Origin of the sequence: Neolewinella xylanilytica, from assembly GCF_002934605.1 — a bacterium.
Taxonomy (GTDB): Bacteria; Bacteroidota; Bacteroidia; order Chitinophagales; family Saprospiraceae; genus Neolewinella; species Neolewinella xylanilytica.
On record NZ_PTJC01000006.1, the window covers coordinates 1,321,145 to 1,341,298 of the forward strand.

The window sequence follows — 20,154 nt, forward strand, 5'->3', positions numbered from 1 at the left end:
CGCTAAAATCTGGCCGCTAGGCCGAAGGTGAATCGTTGGTAGCCGATATCCCGCTCGAGTTCTTCCAAGTTCGCGGTCAGGCCCGTGAAGCGCACATCGGAAAAGCGGTAGCCGATATCGATACTCAGCTGCATCCAACGGCCGCGGGGTGGCGCCAGCAGCAATCCGAAGGAGGGGTGTACCGTACGGCCGACCGATCGGCCGCTCATCGGGGTGCTATCGCTTCCCACCGGTAGGTTGGCCCCGGCCAGGAGCCGGCCGAAGGGTCGTATCCTTCCCCGGCCCAGGTGGTACTCCGCCAGCGCGGTGGCGGAAGCCAGGCGCTCGCCCCGCCGCACGTTCATCACTTCGAATCCGGCTCCGGGCCCCACGGCCAACCTGCCCCGGGAATAGAGCAGGTGGTAGTGTACGCCGGGTCCGATCAGGCCGACCGACCCAAAACTTCCGAATCCATCACCGAAGGACTCATTCCCTAAACCGGTAGTGACCAGCAACTGGTGCCGCCACCGCCGTCCGGGCAGTACTTCCAGCGTATCCCGGGTGAACCAGTTTTCCGTATCGATCGGCTCGGAGGTGTTTTCCTGACGGAAGGTGACCCGGCCTACCCGGTCCCAGGGTATGGTCACCACCTCGCCGTTTCGGACAACGATCGTGACGCTTTCCCCGTACCGGTAGCCGATCAGGGTGCCGATGAGGTCCGGTTCTCCCCGGACCTCCACGATATCGGCCAGCCCGGTATCCGACCGCGATTGGGCCGGACAGTAGCAGGCAAGAAGAAGACCGTAAATAAGCAGCGAGAGGCGCATCGAGGGGAAAGGTAGGCTGAGAAAGTTAGTCACAAATCGCGATCTCACCGACCGCGGTGGGCAGACCGGAACCGTCGTAGTCGAATTGCTTAATGCCCGCGGTTTCCCACCCCAGCACGATCAGCTCCCGCTGGCCGGGCAAGACAATAACGTCCTTTGCGGGGAAATCCCGGGTAGCGTGCAGCTCGGCGCCCACCGTACCGTCGCTCAACAGCTCGAGTACCTTGAGTCCTTCCGGTCCGGAACAGAGGAAAAGTTTGTCCCCATCCACTCCGAGACCGTGGCTGTTGGACATCGGTAGCATCTGCAGCGTTTTCGGCGATCGGGGGTTTTTCACGTCGACCACCATGAGTTGATCCTGCACGTTGCCGCAATCGGAACCGCCCCACATGGTCACGTAGGCCATGTCGTTCTGGACGACCACCGGATCGCAGCTGCGGACGTGCTGCACCGTAGCGAACAGCTCCGGTGCGAGCGGATCCTCGATACCGTAGATGTACATACCGTCGTTGGCGCCGATGTAGAGTTGATCCCGGTAGGGGAAGATGGTTTCGATGCCCCAGTTCATCCGGTTGATCCCGATGAACTCCGGTTGTTTGGGATCGGAGAGGGAGAATACCCGCAGGCTGCTGTTGTCGACGGCGTAAAGGGTGCCTTTATTGATGGTGAAGCGGGCCAGGCTTCCGCCTACGCCGAGCTGCTCGCCTCCGCTGGGGGTGCCGGCGGTGTTGGAAAAGGAATTGACCGCCGCGGCAAAATCCATGGAACTACTGATGAAGAGCGTTTGATCCCGCCAACGCCAGCCCTGACCGCTGAAGGGGTCGTTGCAGTCGGACTGAAAGGTTTCGGTGCCTTCGATCCAGTCGACGGTCACGTCCCCGTTGCCCATTACCCCGGTCGCGAAATTGGATTGGGCATCGAATACATTCTCCGTGCGGCTCAGAAAAACGGGTTCCGTGGGGTCGGAGATATCGAAGGCAAGCAGGTCGACATACTGATTGACGTAGAGCATGTCATTGCGCACCGAGATGCCCTCCCCACCGGGAATGTGGAGAAAGTGGAGCGGCCGGGGATTGGCGTTGTCGGCGTTATCGATGATGTGCAATCCTTTGCTGCGGTCGAGCACGAAAAGGATGTCGCCGTAGACGTAAAATCCGCTCGGATCGCAGACCTGGTCCGGGGAGGTCAGGGAAAATTCATCGGTGCGCCATTCCTGGGCGCTGATTACTACCGGGTGCCAGGCCGTATAGGTGAGGGTTTCGTTGCACTCGTCTTCCAGGCAGCCCGTCAGGACCGCGCTCAGGATAAGCAGGGGTAAGATCTTGTACATCGCGCAGGGTATTTTATACCGAAGACGTAAAACCGAGCGCCCGTCGTTGGACGTTGGTAGTAATTAATTGCGAGGGGCGGGGATCTCCGACCCGACGCCCCCGCCATTGCGGTACCGATTACCTTTGTAGTTCAATTATCCAGCTCACCATGTCCTCCCTGCGCAGGGTCGGCGATTTTCTGTCGCTCGTCAAGTTCTCCCATACCGTATTTGCCCTGCCATTCGCGTTGTTGGGGTTCTTTCTTGGGGTGATGGATCACGGCACTTTCCCCCCGAGCAAGCTGTTGCTGGTGATCGGGTGTATGATATTCGCCCGGTCGGCGGCCATGGGATTTAACCGCTGGCTCGACCGCGATATCGACCGGAAGAACGTCCGTACGGCGGTCCGGGAGATTCCCGCCGGCACCATCTCAGCCCGCGCGGCGCTGGTGTTCGTGCTGGTCAACGCCGGCCTTTTCGTGGTTACGGCCGGTTTTTTGAACCCGCTCTGCTTGGCGCTTTCTCCGGTCGCTCTGCTGGTGATCCTCGGGTATAGCTACACCAAACGCTTCACCTTCCTTTGCCACTTCGTTCTCGGACTGGGATTGGCACTGGCACCGGTAGGCGCTTACCTGGCGGTGACCGCCCATTGGGCGCTGCTCCCGGTACTTTACGGGGTGGTGGTGTTACTGTGGGTATCCGGTTTCGACATCATCTACGCGCTGCAGGACGAGTCTTTCGACCGCGAAGAGGAGTTGTATTCTATTCCGGTGCGCTTAGGGGCTCGCCGGGCTTTACTGCTGGGGCGGTTGCTGCACCTCACTTGTGGGTTGGTTCTGGCCCTTGCCCTCGGTTTACAATCCACCGTCTACCCCGATTTCGGAACCCTGACCGTCGTAGCGGGGGGAATATTTTTGTCCATGCTGCTCTACCAGCATACGATCGTTACGCCGACCGATCTGAGCCGTATTAACCTGGCCTTCTTCACAACCAACGGACTGGCGAGCCTGATCTTCGGGACGCTGGTGATTTTGGATATGTTTGTGTAGCGACGGCTTCAGCCGTCATGCTGCCAGTACTTCCAGATACGCAATACGAACCAGCAGCCAGGCGACTGAAGTCGCCGCTACGAACGCTGCCACGTATTCGTAGCGACGGCTTTAGCCGTCATGCTGCCAGTGCTGCAGGAAATGCTAAACGAACCAGCAGCTAGGCGACTAAAGTCGCCGCTACACCACGCCAGCAGCCAGGCGACTAAAGTCGCCGCTACACGACGCTAGCAAACTGCCGCAAGAAGCGCACGTCATTCTCAAACATCAGCCGGATATCGGTAATGTTATAGAGTAGCATCGCCTGGCGTTCGATCCCCATGCCGAAGGCGTAACCGGTATATCTTTCGGGGTCGATACCGCAGTTTTCGAGCACGGCGGGATCGACCATGCCGCAACCCAGGATCTCCAGCCAGCCGGTACCCTTGGTGATGCGGTGATCGTGCTCGGTTTCCAGGCCCCACCAGATGTCCATCTCCGCACTGGGTTCGGTGAAGGGAAAGTAGCTGGGCCGCAGGCGGATCTTGGTTTTTTCACCGTACATCTCCCGCGCGAAGTGCAGCAGGGTAGCCTTCATATCGGCAAAGCTGACCCGCTCGGCGATGTACAATCCTTCCACCTGGTGAAACTGAGCGTGGCTGCGCGCGCTGATCGTCTCGTTCCGGTACACCCGACCCGGGGCGATGATACGGATGGGCGGTTGTTGCGCTTCCATGGTCCGGGCCTGTACGGAGCTGGTGTGGGTACGGAGTAGCATGGCTGAGTTGTTCGGACCGGCGGGCATATCCGCTCCCGTGTAAAAGGTATCCTGCATATCGCGGGCCGGATGGTCTTCGGGCGTGTTCATGGCCGAGAAGTTGTGCCAATCGTCCTCGATTTCGGGGCCTTCGGCTACGGCAAAGCCGATGCGCTCGAAGATCGACACGATGCGCCGCATGGTCAGCGCGATGGGGTGACGGCTGCCGAGGGGCATCGGTTCGGCGGGAGCGGTGAGATCCAGCTCGCTGCCGGCCGTGGCGGATTCCTGGCTAGCGAGCGCTGCCTGTAACCCGTCAAACTTATCCTGGGCGTGTTGCTTGGCCCGGTTCACCAACTGGCCGAAGTCGGGCTTCCGCTCGTTCGGGATGGTCCGCATTTCGCCCATGAGGGGCCTGAGGATGTTCTTGCTGCCGAGGTAGCGGATGCGAAACGCCTCCACTTGTTCCGGCGTACTAGCCGTTACGGCGTCGATCTCCTCGATCAGTTGGGCTACGCGTTCGAATACGTCCATGATCTCGCTTGCTTTGGCGCGAAGATAGCCACGAAGCGCCGACCCTGGGTATCTTGCCCGCTATGCGTCCGTTAGAAGCCAATATCCGCTGGTGGTTACTTGCCCTGAGCGTACCTGGGATGGTAGTGGGCATGGTGCTATCTCCTGTGCTGCTCTCCATTAGCATCATCGTGACGGCCGTGGTGGCCGTGCTCGGCCTGGACCGGGGCCGCAACTCCACCTGGCGGGAATATTTTCCGGCTTTCCTGCGGGGCTCGCTGTTCTGGGGATTGACCGGACTCTACCTATACCTCATCTTCCTGGCGCCCCAGACCTTCGACTGGACCTATTATCTCGAGCGATTGCGGGTCAAACTGCCCCTCCTGATCTTGCCGATCGCCTGGGCCGGGATTCCTTTCTGGTACGGTGATCACTACACCCGACAGTGGGAAGCCCGCAGCCTACTGATCGGCTTCGTCACCGTGGTACTCGTTGGCGTGCTGCTGAATTACGCCCTCCACTTCGAGGAGATCAACGAAATGATTTACCGGGGCAAGGCCATGCCCGTGCCCCGGGGCAATCATATTCGCTTCAGTCTCCTCGTGGCGATCGCCGCCACCGCCGGACTGGACGCTTGGTTCCGCTACCGCAAGGGCTGGTTGCTGTGCCTGGGGATCGCGTTGTTCCTCGGGCTGCACGTATTGGCGGTTCGCTCCGGTCTGGCCGTGGGCTACGCCGGCTGGACGATAGTGGCCATAGGTTGGTCGCTGCGGCAAGGCAACTACCGGCTGCTGGCTGGTGGGGTCGTGGGGCTGGTTGTGCTGCCGGTCATGGCCTATTTGCTGGTGCCGTCGTTTTCCACGAAGATGGATTACATGCGGTACGAATTGCTCCACCGCGACCCCGCCCAGGACGACCTGGAGTACTCCGACGAGGGCCGTTGGACCAGTATCCGCATCGGGTGGGAGGTGTGGAAAGAAAATCCCCTGCTGGGCGTCGGGCCGGGGAATCTGCGCTCAGTTATGGACCGGGAATACGCCAGGCGGTTGCCGGACACGCCGGGAAAACGGCCGCACAATCAATTCGTGACGGCCCTTGCGGGGGGCGGCATCGTCGGTTTCGCAATTACCCTGGCTTGCTTCCTGGCGATCGGGTTCGGAGGCGGTCGGTGGCGCGACCCGCTATTTCTCGCGGTGTGGACGATCTTCCTGCTGAGCTGCCTGGTCGAAAATACCCTGGAGAGCTCGGTGGGGGTGACTATGTTCACCTTCTTTCTCCTGCTCTTCGGCTATCCGCCGTACCGGAAACCGGGGTAGAGCATCATGCCACCGTCGATGTAGATCGTCGCACCGGTGATGTAGTCGCTGAGGTCGCTGGCCAGGAAGGCGCAGAGGTTGGCCACGTCGTCTCCCTCACCGATCCGGCCGTAGGGGATCAGCTTGAGCAGGTCTTCCATTGCCTCGGGAGTTTCCCAGGCGTTCTTGTTGATGTCGGTGCGGATAGCTCCCGGAGAGATACTGTTGACGCGGATCTTATCGGCCGCGAGTTCCTGGGCCATGCTCTCCATCATCATCTTCACCCCCCCCTTCGCCGCGGCGTAGTTCACGTGGCCCGACCAGGCGATCTCGTCGTGGACGCTGCTCATGCAGATGATCTTGCCGGCGGATTTGCCGTGTTCGTGGACGCCCTGCTTGCGGAAGATGCGCGCCGCTTCCCGGCAACAAAGGAACTGGCCGGTGAGATCGACGTTGATGACCGTATTCCACTGCTTTAGGGTCATCTCGGTAAAGGCCGCATCGGCCTGTAAGCCGGCATTGGCGACCAGTAAGTCCAGGTGGCCGAACGCCTTATCGCATTCCGCGAAGAGTTTGGCTACGTCGTCTTCCTTACTGACGTCAGCCTGCACCACGATCGCCTTACCGCCGACTTTTTCGATCTCCGCGGCCGTTTGGTGGGCTTCCTGGTCGCTGTTGTGGTAATTCACTACCACGTTCATGCCTTCTCGGCCGAGGCCGATGGCGCAAGCTTTTCCGAGGCCGGTGCTCGATCCGGTGATGATGGCGGTCTGTCCCTTCAGGTTGATATCCATACTGTTCGCTTTGCGGTGGAACGTGTGGCTACCGGTCCGGTTCGGTGGGGTCAGGGCTGCGATCGGGATCCGGGCAGGTACTCGAAGCTCCGGAAAAATTTGTCCGATGCGTCCCCCAGTCCGCGACCTGCGAGGGAAAAGGTTTTCAGTTCGTAGTAGCGCCGACCGATGACGAAGGCGAGGGTACGGGCATTGGCTTCTCCGTCCTTATAATCAATGCGCCACAGCCTTCCCGGGTGACCGCGTACTTCCCGGTCCGTGGCGTAGATGACTTCCCCCCGCAGGGCTTCGGCGGCGGATTCCTCGGTCGAGGAGAGCAGCTCGGCCACCAGCTCCGTGCTATCCTGGTTCAGGGCCCCTTCGGGGTAGTCGACGTAGCTGAGTACGTAGATCAGATTTTCCGCCCGCTCCAGGTCCGGCACCTTGAAAAAGTAGGTATGGAACACCTGTTCTCCTACGGCGGTGACCAGGGTGTCTTCCTTGTGTTCCAGGGGGCCGGGGGTGAGGATGCGGAAGCGCCCTTCCAGATCGTCGATTTGCTCCCAGCGGCGTTCGTTTTCGTAGCTCTGTACCGGCTCGGCTTCCTGGGCGGCCATGGGCGTCTGGGCCGGCAGCCGGCTGGCCAGTAAGAGGATCGGCAGTAACCATAGCTTTACCATGATCTAAAGACACCCGGCCGGAGCGGGGAGTTGTATCGGAAACGTTCGGGTTTGCCCTTCGTCCGGTTACTCGCTATGTTGCCTTTACCGGCTTTTCTCCCGCGCTCGGCGCCCAAACCGGTCCGATTTTTCGGCATCACACTACGCGCCTGGCCTCCGAATGAGGGGTGAACGTAAACGAGTCGGGATCCGCACCACTCAGCCCCGTCAGCGCCACCAGTCCTGGTCGCTTCCCCACCTCCAGGCTGCCTAATTCGTCGTCGAACTGCAGGGCCTCGGCGCCGTTGAGCGTGGCCCAGCGCAGCAGGGAAGCGAAGGGAACGTAACTCTGGAAGCGGGCGATGGTCTTCAGTTCCTCCACGATACTCAGCTGCCAGTTGGAGGTAAGGCTATCGGTGCCGACGCATACCTTTACTCCGGCATCGAGGAAGCGGTCGTAGCGGGGCAGCCGGTTCTCGATGTAGAGGTTCGCATTGGGGCAGGTGACCCAGTAGACGCCCCGGTCGCCCCAGGCCTCGGCAGCCAGGATCGCCTCCGGGCTGGTAAGCGTATTGTGGACGAAGAGCGTCCGCTTACCCGGGTCCATGTGCTGGATCGCGTGATATAGCGAGGGAGTACCCGGCGCGTTAAATCCATCCAGGCTGGTGCCGAAGCCTTCGAAAAATGACCTAAACTCTCCTGCTCCGGTCTGAAAAAGCTCGTCTTCCGCCGCCGTTTCCTGGTTGTGGATGCTGACGGTTTCGTTGTCCGTGTTCAGCGCGTTGATCTTTTGATAAAGAGCCTCACTGACCGTGTAGGGAGCGTGGGGCACGGCGCTTTTCGGCTCCGGTTGCTGCTCGTAAGCCGGAAGGTACAACTCGAAGCTGGCCTGGGCCCGCTCCTCCTGGAGGAAGTCGAACATCTCCACGAAGCTGTAGTAACGGATGGGGCTTTTGCGCTTGGTCGCCGCCGTGTCGGGCTTGTTGCAGATGTCTCCAACGGCCTGGATGCCGCCTTCCCACATCAGCCGGTCTTGCTCGCGGATCGCGGCCTCGATGACTTCCGGGTCCGTCTCCCGCAGCGTGACCACGTCCACCAGGAAGGGGAGCAGCGTCTTTCCCGTCTGGCTTTTGCCCTGCAGGTGGCTCAGCTCCAGGTGGCAGTGGGCGTTGACGAAACCGGGAACCAACACCCCCTCGATCTTTTTGGGCGCGGACGCAGGTGCGGTGTTTTCCGGACCCAGGGAAGCCTTACCACCGGAGCCTTTGGCCGGATCAATCACGTCCCTGATGTGGCCGCTTTCATCGGTGACAATGATGCCGTTCCTGATCGGCGCGGAAGAAATGGGAAAAACGTAGTCGGCGGTATAACTGGGCATGCAGCAAAGGTAGCGCATAACCCCTACCGGTCCGACGAACCCTCGCCCGACGATAAGTCGTCCGACGAACCCTCGCCCGACGAGTAGTCGTCCGACGAACCCTCGCCCGACGATAAGTCGTCCGACGAACCTTCGCCCGACGAGTAGTCGTCCGACGAACCCTCGCCCGACGATAAGTCGTCCGACGAGTAGTCGCCCGACGACCACTCGTCGGACCAGTTACCCGGAATGGGGTTAGCTTGGCGGGAACTATCCGCCCTACGTATGCGCCTGATCGTCAGTCTCTATCTCCTCGCTATCCTGCTCTCCTGCAATACCGATCCCGCCAGTACCGGGCCCGAGACGGTGAGCGTGGTCCAGGATACCCTGTCCGCCGAGCGCTTACAGGCCCCGGATGAGCTGTTTGGCGAGCTCTTCCGCGAGGTGCAAATGCAGCAGGTCTTCGAAGATGGCAAGACCTTCGTGGATATGGTGCCCAAAAGCAGCGCCGCCGACATCATGCAGGCGTACGAAGAGGAGCGGCAGGGTGATGATTTCGACCTGCGTGCCTTCGTACAGCAACACTTCTCTCCGCCGGTCACACCGACCAACGATTTCTCCAGCCAGGGCCGGCGCAGCATTACCGAGCACATCGGTGCATTATGGCCGGTGCTGACCCGGGGGGCACACCGTGACGAGGGAAGCGCCGGCAGCCTGATCGTACTGCCCGAACCCTACGTCGTACCGGGGGGGCGATTCCGGGAAGTGTACTACTGGGACAGCTACTTCACCATGCTCGGGCTGGCGGCCGCCGGCCGGGATAGCCTCGTGCGGGAGATGGTCGAAAACTTCGCCTACCTGATCGACGAGATCGGCTTCATTCCCAACGGGAACCGCACCTATTACCTGACCCGCTCCCAGCCGCCCTTCTTTGCTCACATGGTGAACTTGCTGGCTTCCCTCGAGGGCGACCGAGTGTACGTGGAGTTCCTCGACCAGCTGAAGGCCGAACACGCATTCTGGATGGATGGCGCGGCGGCGGTTAGTGCAACAAACCGGGCGGTAAACCACGTCGTCTGGATGGCCGACAGCACTTACCTGAACCGCTATTATGACACCGGCGACCGCCCCCGCGCCGAAAGTTACCGGGAGGACGTGCTGACTATTCGCGAGAGTCAGCGAGACAGCCAGGTCGTTGCCCGACACCTGCGCTCCGCCGCCGAAAGCGGCTGGGATTTCAGCGCCCGGTGGTTCGCGGACGGCGAAACGCTCTCCACCATCGTTACTACCGACTTATTGCCGCCGGACCTCAACGCCCTGCTCTACCACCTGGAGCACACCATCGCCGAGCACACCGAATTCGTTCCCGAACGGGAAGCGTGGGAGCGGCGGGCCGAGCGAAGACGCGCCGCCATCGAGGAATTCCTCTGGAACCCGGAAAGCCAGTGGTACGAAGACCGTAACTGGACCACCGGGGATTTCACCGGCTACCTCACCCTAGCTGGCGTTTACCCCCTCTTTACCGGAGTCGCCGCCGACGAACACGCCGCCGCCGTGGCCCGTACCCTGGAAGACCGTTTCCTCGCCCCCGGTGGCCTGCGCACCAGCCTCCAACGGACCGGCCAGCAGTGGGACGCGCCGAACGGATGGCCCCCCCTCCAGTGGATGGCCTACGCCGGCCTCGAGCGGTATGGCTACGAAGATCTGGCGACCGACGTCCGCAACCGCTGGATGGAGAACAACGAACGGGTCTACGCCAACGTCAATAAAATGGTCGAGAAGTACAACGTGGAAGATATTACCCTCGAAGCCGGCGGGGGTGAGTACCCGGTCCAGGACGGCTTCGGCTGGAGCAACGGCGTGTACCTGCGGATGGCGACGGAAAACCAGGATTGACCCATACCCGGTAGGAGTAGTAAAGTAGAATATATGGACCTGATCGATCTGCGGGCGGGCGAGGTGTTTCGCAGCAAACTGCAACCGCTGGACCTTTGCATCCGGGAGGGGGACCATTGGGTGATCACTGGTCCGAGGGGAAGCGGTAAATCCCTCCTCGCGGAAGCACTCGTGGGGCGCCGGCGCCTGACCGCGGGCCGGATCGACTATCCCTTCCTGGGTGGCAGCGGAAATTATTCGGAGCGGCGGCAGGCACTACAGCTCGTGACCTTTCTCGACGATTCCCGGCTGGCCCGAAGTCCGAACCACGTCCACTACTACCAGCAACGGTACAACGCCTTCGATGCCTCCGGCCATCCGACCGTACGCCAGTACCTGGAGGCGGGCGGCTACGAGGTGGACCTGCACGCGGAGGTTATTGACGCCTTTGGCATCGGTGACCTGCTCGACCTGGAGAAAATCAAACTGTCGAGCGGACAGACCCGCAAGGTGCTCCTCGCGCGGGAAATGCTTCGGCGGCCGCGGGTGCTCGTGATCGACAATCCGTACGTCGGGCTCGACGCCCAGAGCCGCCAAATCCTGAACGATCTACTCGATCGGCTGACGGATCGGCTTCCGCTCACCCTGGTACTCTGTGGGCAGGCGGGCGATCTGCCGCGTTGTGTATCGCGGGAACTGCACCTGAGCGAGGACGGATCCTGGTGGCAGGGCAGGGTAGGCGCATTTGCGTATTCCGCCCCGCCCGTACGCACCGATGAAGAAACGATCGACGCGCTTGCCGCGGTGTGGAACGACCGACCGATGCGGGCCGTTGGTCAAGAGATCATCCGCCTAGACGGTGTCCGGATTGCGTACGGTAACCGGGTTGTCCTGGACGGGCTGGACTGGCGGGTAAAGAGCGGAGAGAAATGGGTCGTGAGCGGGCCCAACGGCTCCGGCAAATCCACCTTGCTCAGTCTCCTCTACGCCGATCATCCCCAGGCATACGCGAATGGTATCTACCTCTTCGGCGTGCGCCGGGGCCGGGGCGATAGCATCTGGGAGATCAAGCGGCGCATCGGATTCACCTCTCCGGAACTGAGTACCTATTTCCGGGAGCCGATCAGTGCCCGGGAGGTTGTGCTTACCGGCTACGCCGATACCTTTATCGTTCCGCGCCAGCCTACCGGCGACCAACTTGCCCACGTTAATACCCTGCTCCGCTACTTCGATTTGCAGGACGAAGCCGACCGTCCGTATCTGCAACTCTCGAGCGGCACGCAGCGGTTGCTCCTGTTGTGCCGGGCACTGGTAAAGGCACCGGTGTTGTTGTTGCTCGACGAACCGTTTCAGGGACTGGATGCGGCATCCATCTACCGGGCCCGCCACTTACTGCAACAGGTACTTCGCCCCGATGATACGGTCGTATTTATTTCGCATTTCCGGCCGGAAGTGCCGGAGGGTATGGACTGGAACTACCTGGATCTCGGCCGAAACCCATCCGGCGATCAGACCTGACCGACGGGTTCCACGGCTTTAGCGATCTCGTCCCAAAGGCCGATCCGCCGGCGCAGGGCCTCCTGGGCTACTTCAGTAGCCTCCCGCCACTTCCGTTCGTCGTCGCCACAGAGCTCGGTGACCATCGCTTCGGATAGCGGTCCGTGCTCGTCACCGTCCACCTCGATGTGGCGCTCCAGGTAATAGACGAGTCGGGGGTACTGGTCCTTGTCGTGATTCGGGCGGTTGAGGATCTCGATGAACAGCTCGGGGATGAGGGATTCGCGACCGAAAGTGAAGGCGGCGGCGATTTTGTGCGGCTGTCCTTCGATGATCAGTTCGAAGGTATAATCCAGAAACGCCTTCACGCCGGGTTGTAGATCGGTTTCGGCGATCCGCTGGCGAATGTCGTCCAGGCCACTGACCTGCTGCAGAAAGTGGCGGATCGGTCCGGTAGGGGCGCCGACCTCCTCCATGGCCTCCAGGTAAAGATCGAAATGGCTGGCGGGCTGGCCGGCGCGGTCTACGTCGGTTTCCTCCCCGAGTACGATCTCGTTAATGAAGCGGGCGGTTCGCGGATTAGCTGCGGGCTTCCAGGGCAGGGCAGTGCAGGTCAACTCGTTTTGCAGGGCTTTAAGTAGCGACATAAAGTCCCAGACGGCGTAGACATGCCGCTCCATAAAAACGCGGATGTCGTCGACGTGATTCAGCAAATCATACAGCCGGTGACCGGTCAGGTCGTGCTGTAACGATTGGGTGTCCTGTAAAATAGTTTCAATTCGGTGCATTAGTTCTGGGTTTTTTTAGCCAGCTAACGATGTACGCCCGAATGGATTGTTGTCGGAAGCTCCCCGGACTCACAAAATGGGAAATCTGGCCTGATTAGATAAAAGTTTATGAACCGGCCGTGTATGCCGCTGTCGTTGTTGGTGGGGGTGCGGCTATCGTTAGCGATTCCTGGCAGCGAAGCCCTTCACTTACCGGCGTAGTTTTTGCCAAATCATCATCAGCGCGGCAATACCGAGGCCTGCCACGACTCCCGCAACCAGGGTGGCCGTCATTCGACCGTACAGGTAAAAGCCGGTGGCGAAGAGAATGGCGTAGATCGTGATGGCGCCGACGAGCATCGCCAGGATGCGCAGGGGCAGCTGCCCGTCGGCCCGGGTGTCCGCCCGAGCGGGCAGGTTGGCCACTACCGGATTCCAGCCAGGGCCACCCGGCCGGGTAGTCGTGTAGAAATTAGTAAGCGTGGCCATGTCGGTAGGTCGCGTGGCGAAGGTCACCGTCAGCCAACCGACGGTGGTGATGGCAATGCCCAGCAACAGGCGCTGATGACCGGCAAGTTCCGGCAGGCCCAGTGGCGCCCAGGCCAGCTCCAGGAACAGCGCAACGGCGAACGAGATGAACATGCCCGCGATTTCCGTATAGGCGTTGATCCGCCACCAGAACCAGCGGAGAATGAAGATCAGCCCCGTTCCCGCACCGATCTGCAGCAGAATCGAGAAGGCCTGCAGCGCATTGGAAAGCGCCAGCGCCAGTACCGCGGCCAGGACCATCAGGACCACGGTACTGATGCGGCCGATGAGGACGAGACGGTCTTCGCTGGCCTCCGGCTCGACGAAGCGGTGGTACCAGTCGTGGACGACGTAGCTGGACCCCCAGTTGAGGTGGGTGGATAGGGTAGACATCAGCGCCGCGATGAGGGAAGCGATGACCAATCCGAGCAGCCCCGTGGGCAGGAAGCTCAGCATAGCCGGGTAGGCCAGGTCGTCATCGATCACGCTGCGGGCCACGTTCGGAAAGGCGGTGGCAATGCTTTCCAGGTCGGGAAAAACGATAATGGACGCCAGGGCGATAAGGATCCACGGCCAGGGGCGCAGGGCGTAATGAAAAACGTTGAAGAGCAGCGTAGCTCCCACGGCGTGGTTCTCATTCTTGGCCGCCAGCATGCGCTGGGCAACGTAGCCGCCGCCGCCGGGTTCGGCCCCGGGGTACCACACGCTCCACCACTGTACGGCAATCGGTACGACGAAGAGGGGTACGTACACCTCCGGATTGTCGAACGAAGGAATAAGATCGAGTTTTTCGGTCACTTCGGCGTGGGAGAACAGCCCTTCCAATCCGCCCACCTGCGGCAGGTTGACCACCACGTAGGCCGCCCATACCGCGCCGATCATGGCGAAGGTGAACTGGACGAAGTCGGTCAGGATAACCCCTTTCAGGCCGCCCATTGCGGAATAAATTACCGTGACGACCGACACGAGGGCCACCGTCGTGATGGGATCGATGTCCAGCAGCACCCCGGCAATTTTGATGCCCGCGAGGCAGACGGTGGCCATGATCATCACGTTGAAAAACACTCCGAGGTAAATGGCCCGGAACTGGCGTAGGAAGCGCGCCGGAGCGCCGGTGTAGCGCAGTTCGTAAAATTCGAGGTCCGTCATCACCCCGGATCGCCGCCACAGTCGCGCGTACACGAAAACGGTGAGCATGCCCGTCAGCAAAAAGGCCCACCAGGCCCAGTTGCCGGCCACGCCCTGTTTACGCACGATGTCGGTGACCAAGTTCGGGGTGTCGGCGGAAAACGTAGTCGCCACCATGGATACGCCTAGCAGCCACCAGGGCATGTTGCGGCCGGACAAAAAGAATTCTTTCGTCGATTTGCCGGAGTCGCGGCTGGCCCAGAGCCCGATCGCGAGGCTTACGGCGAAGAAAGCAAAGACGATGACCCAATCGATTATGGTAAGCTGCATACAGAAGGTGAAAGTGCGCGATCAAGGTAGGTATTACCGTTTAGATGACCGAATGGGATATATGAATACTAGGCGAACGCGCCGGGCGGCGATTCCGGGTGGCCGTGCAACAATTTGCCCCTTAGGCGGGTACTTTTACACAGTGAAGTGGCTTACCCCGGTCCTGTTGTTACTTTTCCTCGGCAGCTTTTCTCCCGTTCAAGCCCAGGATGAGCTGCGCGTTTCCACCTACCTGGACCGCAAGGCCGCCACGTTGGTGCCCGAAGCCGCCTATCCCAGCTACGACCTGTACGAAGACATCATGTTCGAGTTGGCGCGTCGCTACCCGGATCGCTGCAGGATCGAAATCTGGGGAACCCTGGCATCCGGCCGCCGCATCCTGGTTCTCAAATTAGCCGATAACCTGAGCCGCAGCCGCAACCGGCCGCAAGTATTGTGTACCGCCACGATGCACGGCGACGAACTGGCGGGCTACTGGATGCTCCTGCGGCTGGCGGAATCTTTGCTCCAGGAAGATCCCCGTGGGTTGCTCTCCGAGGTAGCCCTGTTCATCAACCCCCTCGCCAACCCCGACGGTGCTTTCCGCGCCGGCAATCGCTCGCTGGCCGGTGCCCAGCGGGGCAACGCCGACGGCGTCGACCTCAATCGGAATTACCCCGATCCGGACGACGGCCGCTACCCCGACGGAAACGACCACCAGCCCGAAACCCGCATTTTCATGCGGGCCGCCGAAACCCACGGCTTCGATCTCGCGATTAATTTTCACGGGGGGGCCGAACTGTTCAACTACCCCTGGGATACGTTTCGTACCCGCCACCCCGACACCGAGTGGTGGCGCACCGTGAGCCGGGAGTTCGCACAGACCGCCCAGCAGGATAGCCGACTGGGCGACTACTTCAAGGACCGCGCCAACGGTACGACCAACGGACACGACTGGTACCCCATTTCCGGCTCGCGGCAGGATTACATGAACTATTACCACCGGACCCGGGAAGCCACCGTGGAGATCACGAATGCCAAGCGTTTTCCCGCCCGGGACCTACCCAACCTCTGGGAATCGTTACGCGGAGCCCTGCTTAACTACCTGGATGAGGCTCGCTACGGCATCCACGGTATCGTCACGGATCAGGTGACGGGGCTTCCGTTGCGCGCCCACATTACGATCCCGGGGCACGACGAAATGCAGTCTTCGGTGTACAGTGAGCGCATCACCGGCGATTTCTACCGCTACCTAGCGCCGGGCACCTACCGCCTGGTCGTTTCCGCTACCGGATATCGCTCCCGTACGGTTATCGTAAGTTTGCGCGACAAACAACGCAGGGAGCTACAGATCGCGCTCGAGAGGGCCCCGCTAGACCCCCCCGCACGGAAAAAGTAGCGGCCGCTCTGACCGCTGACTACAGCCGCCCAATTAGCCCAACTACCACATTACAAGTATTATGTCCGACGCCATTTTCAACCTCGCTATTCCCGCCAACGAGCCCGTACTGGCTTACGCCCCCGGTAGCCCGGAGCGCAAAGCCCTAAAGCAGGCCCTACAGGAAGCGAAAGCGAAGCAACGGGAGCTCCCCGCCTTTATCAACGGCGAACGCGTCCTGGACGGGGAGAAGGTGAGCGTCCACCCACCCCACGAACGATCGTTTACGCTGGGTCATTTTTACCGCGGCACTCAGGATCACGTCCACCGTGCCATCGATGCCGCGCTGGCGGCCAAACCGGCCTGGGAGTCGCTGCCGTGGCAACAACGCGCCGCGGTATTCCTGCGGGCTGCGGATTTGCTCGCCGGTCCCTTCCGGGCACGCATGAACGCGGCCACCATGCTGGGCCAGAGCAAGAACGCCTACCAGGCGGAGATCGACAGCGTAGCGGAAATGTGCGATTTTTTCCGCTTTAACGCCTACTTCCTCCAGGAGATTTACCGGGAGCAGCCGTTGCATTCCCCCGATGGCATCTGGAACCGTCTGGAATACCGCGCCCTCGAAGGCTTCGTGCTGGCCATCACCCCCTTCAATTTTACCAGTATCGCCGCGAACCTCCCGGCGGCCCCGGCCCTGTGCGGCAATACCGTGGTGTGGAAACCGGCCGAAACCCAAATCTACTCGGCGGTCGTGATCATGGAACTGTTCGAAGCCGCCGGCCTCCCCAAGGGCGTAATCAACCTGATCTATACCGACGGCCCCGAAGTGGGCGATATTGTGTTCAAGCACCGCGATTTTGCCGGGCTCCACTTCACCGGCAGTACCAAAGTGTTCCAGCAACTGTGGAAGGAGATCGGCAACAATGTCGGTCACTATCGTAGCTACCCCCGTATCGTCGGGGAGACGGGCGGAAAGGACTTCCTCGTAGCCCACCCCTCCGCCGATGCCGTCGAGGTGGCCGTCGCGCTGCTGCGGGGCGCCTTTGAGTACCAGGGGCAGAAGTGCTCCGCCGCTTCGCGTGCATACGTGCCCGCTAGCCTCTGGGCCGCTGTCCGGGAACGCCTTGTCGCCGACATGAAGACCCTGCGTAGCGGCACGGTCGAAGACTTCGGCAACTTCATCAACGCCGTAATCGACGAACGCGCCTTCGACCGGATCGCCGGCTACATCGACGGAGCGAAGGCCGACGATGCCGTGGAGATCGTCGCCGGTGGCGGCTACGATAAAAGCGAAGGCTTTTTCATCGAGCCCACCGTACTGCTGACTACCGATCCGCGCTCCAAAACCATGGTCGAGGAAATTTTCGGCCCGGTCCTGACCATTTACGTCTACGAGGATGCGCAGTGGGAGGAAACCCTGGAACTGGTCGATACGACTTCCCCCTACGCGCTTACCGGAGCGGTATTCGCCACAGACCGCGCGGTGATCGAGCAGGCATCCCGGGCACTCCGCAATGCCGCCGGTAACTTCTACGTCAACGATAAACCTACCGGCGCGGTCGTAGGCCAACAACCCTTCGGTGGAGCCCGTGCATCCGGTACCAACGATAAAGCCGGAAGCGCCATCAACCTGCAGCGTTGGATAAGCCCCCGGCTGATCAAGGAAAACTTCGTGCCACCGGTCGATTACCGCTACCCGTTTTTGGGTGACGCGGCCAAGTAAATGATCAGCCGCCGCTTCGCGTAGCAGTTGGGATTTACCGTGTGGGCCTAAGATGAACCTTATGGTGGCCGGAAGCAATGCCTTTGGCGGGTGATACCCGCTGAGGGGGAAGCATTCTTTTGGTAGGCACTGGCGGGCACTTCCGTTTGTGGTTTTCCGTCTGGGTAAGCCGGGCCGGTAGCAGCAGGTTTGGTCATCTCGGCGGAGGATGCCGAACACCCGACGGCACGGTATTACGGCAGTAAGCAGCCTGGGGCTCTTTCCGGCTGGATTTGTCCCGTTTTACGTGCCACCCTCCATCCATTTCCTAATTGGGTGGAGGTGCACACCGGGAAAGGCGACCGCTAGAGGGAACGATCACACCGCCGGTTGGGGTGCACGAGCAATACGAAGCGAACCGGGATATTAAACGGGGCCAACCTGGACTTTCACGATCGCCATGGCGACCGAATGCCGGTGACGCTACACCTTTCCCTCGATAACAGCGTCTACGGCTTCCGGATTGAGCAGGGTGGAGGTGTCCCCGAGGTTATCCGTCTCGCCGGCGGCCACCTTGCGAAGAATTCGGCGCATGATTTTTCCCGACCGCGTTTTGGGGAGTTCTTCGACGAACTGGATCTTATCCGGCTTGGCGATCGGGCCGATCTCCGTCCGGACGGTCTCCACGATCTCGTTCCGTAATTTTTCCGGATCGTGGTTGCCCGGTGCCAAAATTACGTAGGCGTAGATTCCCTGTCCCTTTATCTCATGGGGATAACCGACCACCGCGGTTTCCACCACCAGTGGGTGCTCGTCGATGGCGTTCTCTACCTCCGCCGTACCCATCCGGTGTCCGCTCACGTTGATCACGTCATCCACCCGTCCGACAATGCGGTACATGCCGTTGGCGTCCCGGCGGGCACCGTCGCCGGTGAAGTACATGCCCGGAACGGTCGAGAAGTAGGTGTTGCGGCAGCGCTCGTGGTCCCCCCAGGTCGTACGGAGCATGCTCGGCCACGGAAATTTGACACAGAGGAGTCCGCTTTCCGGGTTCTCGGTAAGTTCTTCGCCCGTATTCTTACTCACCAGCGCCATTTGAATACCCGGTAGGGGGTAGCCGGCAAAGGTGGCCTTCTGGGGGCTGTGCCCACCCAGCCCGGAGATCATGATGCCGCCGGTCTCCGTCTGCCACCAGGTATCCACGATGGGCACCTTTCCCTTTCCTACCTTCTCGTGGTACCACTCCCAGGCCTCCTCGTTGATGGGTTCGCCGACCGATCCGATCACCTTCAGGTCGCTCAGATCGTGCCCTTCGACGTATTCGTTGCCCCGGGCCATGAGCGCCCGGATGGCGGTCGGCGCGGTGTAAAATTGATTGACGCGGTGCTTGGCGCAAACCTGCCAGAAGCGCGCCGCGTCGGGATAGGTCGGGACACCCTCGAACATCATGGTGGTAGCCCCACAGAGCAGGGGGCCGTAAAGGATGTAACTGTGACCGGTGATCCAGCCGATATCGGCCGTGCACCAGTAGACGTCACCGGGATTATACTGAAAGACGTTCAGGAAGCTGAAGGCCGTATAGACCATATAGCCGCCGCAGGTATGCACCACTCCCTTCGGTTTTCCGGTGCTGCCGGAGGTGTAAAGAATGAACAGTACGTCTTCGGCGTCCATCACCTCGGCGGGGCATTCCGTGGATTGTTCGTCCACGCATTCGTGGTACCACTGGTCGTAGCTCGCGTCCCAGGTGATGGGTTCACCGGTGTTGCGGTGCACCAGGACGGTCTCTACGCTGGGGCACCCCAGGGCGAGCGCTTCGTCCACCACCTCTTTTACCGGGATGGTTTTGTTGCCCCGGTTGTTGTAATCCGAGCAGATGATCATCTTGCAGTCGGAGTCGTTAACCCGGTCGGCCAGGGCCTGGGCGCTAAAGCCGGCAAAAACGACTGAGTGGATGGCCCCGATCCGTGCGCAGGCCAGTACGGATATGGCCAGTTCCGGCACCATGGGCATGTAGAAGCAGATCCGGTCTCCTTTCCCGACGCCGAGTTCCCGGAGGGCATTGCCGACCTTGCAGACTTCCGCGTGAAGCTGCCGGTACGACAGCCGCACGACCGGCGCTTCAGGGTCGTTCGGTTCGTAGAGGATGGCCGTCTGGTCACCGCGGGTATCGAGATGGCGGTCCAGGCAATTTTCCGTGATATTCAGCTTGCCCCCCTGGAACCACTTGACGTCCGGATCGGTAAAGTTCCAGTCCAATACGCGGTTCCACTTTTCGTGCCAGGAGAAAGTAGCGGCCTGCTCGGCCCAGAACGCCTCCGGGTCCCGGACACTGCGTTCGTATGTAGATTGATAGGTTTCGAAACTGCTTATCTGAAGGGGCAACTGGGTAGACATGATCGGGATGCATTAGGTCGGCAATATAGCCAAAGCGGTGAATGCAGCCGCTAGAAGCGAATATTGGAAAACCTTT

General features: G+C 60.7%; 15 protein-coding genes. 6 read left to right on the forward strand and 9 right to left on the reverse strand.

The window, feature by feature from the left end; all coding sequences use genetic code 11:
- Positions 1-2: 2 nt before the first annotated feature.
- Positions 3-806, reverse strand: coding sequence for a hypothetical protein (locus CLV84_RS14830; RefSeq protein WP_104420560.1), 804 nt, complete (start codon positions 804-806; stop codon positions 3-5).
- Between the two features lie 25 nt (positions 807-831).
- Positions 832-2,136 carry an LVIVD repeat-containing protein gene (locus tag CLV84_RS14835; protein ID WP_104420561.1) on the reverse strand — a complete coding sequence of 435 codons (1,305 nt, stop codon included), beginning with the start codon at positions 2,134-2,136 and terminating at the stop codon, positions 832-834.
- 149 nt (positions 2,137-2,285) lie between these two features.
- On the opposite strand from CLV84_RS14835, the gene CLV84_RS14840 reads away from it, so the two are divergent.
- Positions 2,286-3,164 (forward strand): UbiA-like polyprenyltransferase, encoded by an 879-nt coding sequence (locus CLV84_RS14840; protein WP_104420562.1) that lies wholly within the window; start codon positions 2,286-2,288, stop codon positions 3,162-3,164.
- A 217-nt stretch (positions 3,165-3,381) separates the two neighbouring features.
- On the opposite strand, the gene pheS is transcribed toward CLV84_RS14840, so the two are convergent.
- The gene (pheS, locus tag CLV84_RS14845; protein ID WP_104420563.1) at positions 3,382-4,434 is read right to left on the reverse strand and encodes a phenylalanine--tRNA ligase subunit alpha; all 1,053 of its coding nucleotides are present in this window, start codon (positions 4,432-4,434) and stop codon (positions 3,382-3,384) included.
- 62 nt (positions 4,435-4,496) lie between these two features.
- On the opposite strand from pheS, the gene CLV84_RS14850 reads away from it, so the two are divergent.
- Entirely contained in the window at positions 4,497-5,729 is a 1,233-nt protein-coding gene (locus tag CLV84_RS14850) for an O-antigen ligase family protein (RefSeq protein ID WP_104420564.1), read from the forward strand.
- On the opposite strand, the gene CLV84_RS14855 is transcribed toward CLV84_RS14850, so the two are convergent.
- The 3 genes from CLV84_RS14855 to CLV84_RS14865 form a co-directional block, all read right to left on the reverse strand.
- Positions 5,702-6,502 (reverse strand): SDR family oxidoreductase, encoded by an 801-nt coding sequence (locus CLV84_RS14855; protein WP_104420565.1) that lies wholly within the window; start codon positions 6,500-6,502, stop codon positions 5,702-5,704. The genes CLV84_RS14850 and CLV84_RS14855 overlap by 28 nt on opposite strands.
- Positions 6,503-6,552: 50 nt before the next feature.
- Positions 6,553-7,161 carry a hypothetical protein gene (locus CLV84_RS14860; protein ID WP_104420566.1) on the reverse strand — a complete coding sequence of 203 codons (609 nt, stop codon included), beginning with the start codon at positions 7,159-7,161 and terminating at the stop codon, positions 6,553-6,555.
- A 136-nt stretch (positions 7,162-7,297) separates the two neighbouring features.
- The gene (locus tag CLV84_RS14865; protein WP_170067718.1) at positions 7,298-8,518 is read right to left on the reverse strand and encodes an amidohydrolase family protein; all 1,221 of its coding nucleotides are present in this window, start codon (positions 8,516-8,518) and stop codon (positions 7,298-7,300) included.
- A 264-nt stretch (positions 8,519-8,782) separates the two neighbouring features.
- On the opposite strand from CLV84_RS14865, the gene treF reads away from it, so the two are divergent.
- Both treF and CLV84_RS14875 read left to right on the forward strand, forming a co-directional pair.
- The gene (gene treF, locus CLV84_RS14870; protein ID WP_104420567.1) at positions 8,783-10,393 is read left to right on the forward strand and encodes an alpha,alpha-trehalase TreF; all 1,611 of its coding nucleotides are present in this window, start codon (positions 8,783-8,785) and stop codon (positions 10,391-10,393) included.
- 33 nt (positions 10,394-10,426) lie between these two features.
- Positions 10,427-11,890 (forward strand): ATP-binding cassette domain-containing protein, encoded by a 1,464-nt coding sequence (locus tag CLV84_RS14875; RefSeq protein ID WP_104420568.1) that lies wholly within the window; start codon positions 10,427-10,429, stop codon positions 11,888-11,890.
- Here the strand turns inward: CLV84_RS14875 and CLV84_RS14880 are convergent.
- Entirely contained in the window at positions 11,881-12,657 is a 777-nt protein-coding gene (locus CLV84_RS14880; RefSeq protein WP_104420569.1) for a DUF3050 domain-containing protein, read from the reverse strand. The two genes, CLV84_RS14875 and CLV84_RS14880, sit on opposite strands and share 10 nt — an antisense overlap.
- Positions 12,658-12,846: 189 nt before the next feature.
- Complete coding sequence (locus CLV84_RS14885) at positions 12,847-14,622, reverse strand: sodium:solute symporter family protein (protein ID WP_104420570.1); 1,776 nt, start codon at positions 14,620-14,622, stop codon at positions 12,847-12,849.
- 142 nt (positions 14,623-14,764) lie between these two features.
- Between CLV84_RS14885 and CLV84_RS14890 the strand changes: the two genes are divergently transcribed.
- Together CLV84_RS14890 and pruA are read left to right on the forward strand one after the other, a co-directional pair.
- Positions 14,765-16,000, forward strand: coding sequence for a M14 family zinc carboxypeptidase (locus tag CLV84_RS14890; protein WP_170067719.1), 1,236 nt, complete (start codon positions 14,765-14,767; stop codon positions 15,998-16,000).
- A 61-nt stretch (positions 16,001-16,061) separates the two neighbouring features.
- Entirely contained in the window at positions 16,062-17,702 is a 1,641-nt protein-coding gene (pruA, locus tag CLV84_RS14895; RefSeq protein WP_104420572.1) for an L-glutamate gamma-semialdehyde dehydrogenase, read from the forward strand.
- A 462-nt stretch (positions 17,703-18,164) separates the two neighbouring features.
- Here the strand turns inward: pruA and acs are convergent, their stop codons facing one another.
- Positions 18,165-20,078 carry an acetate--CoA ligase gene (acs, locus tag CLV84_RS14900; RefSeq protein ID WP_245911521.1) on the reverse strand — a complete coding sequence of 638 codons (1,914 nt, stop codon included), beginning with the start codon at positions 20,076-20,078 and terminating at the stop codon, positions 18,165-18,167.
- Positions 20,079-20,154: the final 76 nt, after the last annotated feature.

Excerpts from the sequence above, each read along its gene's own strand:
- CLV84_RS14885 (WP_104420570.1), bottom strand. The coding sequence starts at position 14,622 with ATGCAGCTTACCATAATCGATTGGGTCATCGTCTTTGCTTTCTTCGCC.
- CLV84_RS14880 (WP_104420569.1), bottom strand. The coding sequence starts at position 12,657 with ATGCACCGAATTGAAACTATTTTACAGGACACCCAATCGTTACAGCAC.
- CLV84_RS14875 (WP_104420568.1), top strand. The coding sequence starts at position 10,427 with ATGGACCTGATCGATCTGCGGGCGGGCGAGGTGTTTCGCAGCAAACTG.
- CLV84_RS14855 (WP_104420565.1), bottom strand. The coding sequence starts at position 6,502 with ATGGATATCAACCTGAAGGGACAGACCGCCATCATCACCGGATCGAGC.
- CLV84_RS14850 (WP_104420564.1), top strand. The coding sequence starts at position 4,497 with ATGCGTCCGTTAGAAGCCAATATCCGCTGGTGGTTACTTGCCCTGAGC.
- acs (WP_245911521.1), bottom strand. The coding sequence starts at position 20,078 with ATGTCTACCCAGTTGCCCCTTCAGATAAGCAGTTTCGAAACCTATCAA.
- CLV84_RS14865 (WP_170067718.1), bottom strand. The coding sequence starts at position 8,518 with ATGCCCAGTTATACCGCCGACTACGTTTTTCCCATTTCTTCCGCGCCG.
- treF (WP_104420567.1), top strand. The coding sequence starts at position 8,783 with ATGCGCCTGATCGTCAGTCTCTATCTCCTCGCTATCCTGCTCTCCTGC.
- CLV84_RS14860 (WP_104420566.1), bottom strand. The coding sequence starts at position 7,161 with ATGGTAAAGCTATGGTTACTGCCGATCCTCTTACTGGCCAGCCGGCTG.
- CLV84_RS14830 (WP_104420560.1), bottom strand. The coding sequence starts at position 806 with ATGCGCCTCTCGCTGCTTATTTACGGTCTTCTTCTTGCCTGCTACTGT.
- pheS (WP_104420563.1), bottom strand. The coding sequence starts at position 4,434 with ATGGACGTATTCGAACGCGTAGCCCAACTGATCGAGGAGATCGACGCC.
- CLV84_RS14840 (WP_104420562.1), top strand. The coding sequence starts at position 2,286 with ATGTCCTCCCTGCGCAGGGTCGGCGATTTTCTGTCGCTCGTCAAGTTC.
- pruA (WP_104420572.1), top strand. The coding sequence starts at position 16,062 with ATGTCCGACGCCATTTTCAACCTCGCTATTCCCGCCAACGAGCCCGTA.
- CLV84_RS14835 (WP_104420561.1), bottom strand. The coding sequence starts at position 2,136 with ATGTACAAGATCTTACCCCTGCTTATCCTGAGCGCGGTCCTGACGGGC.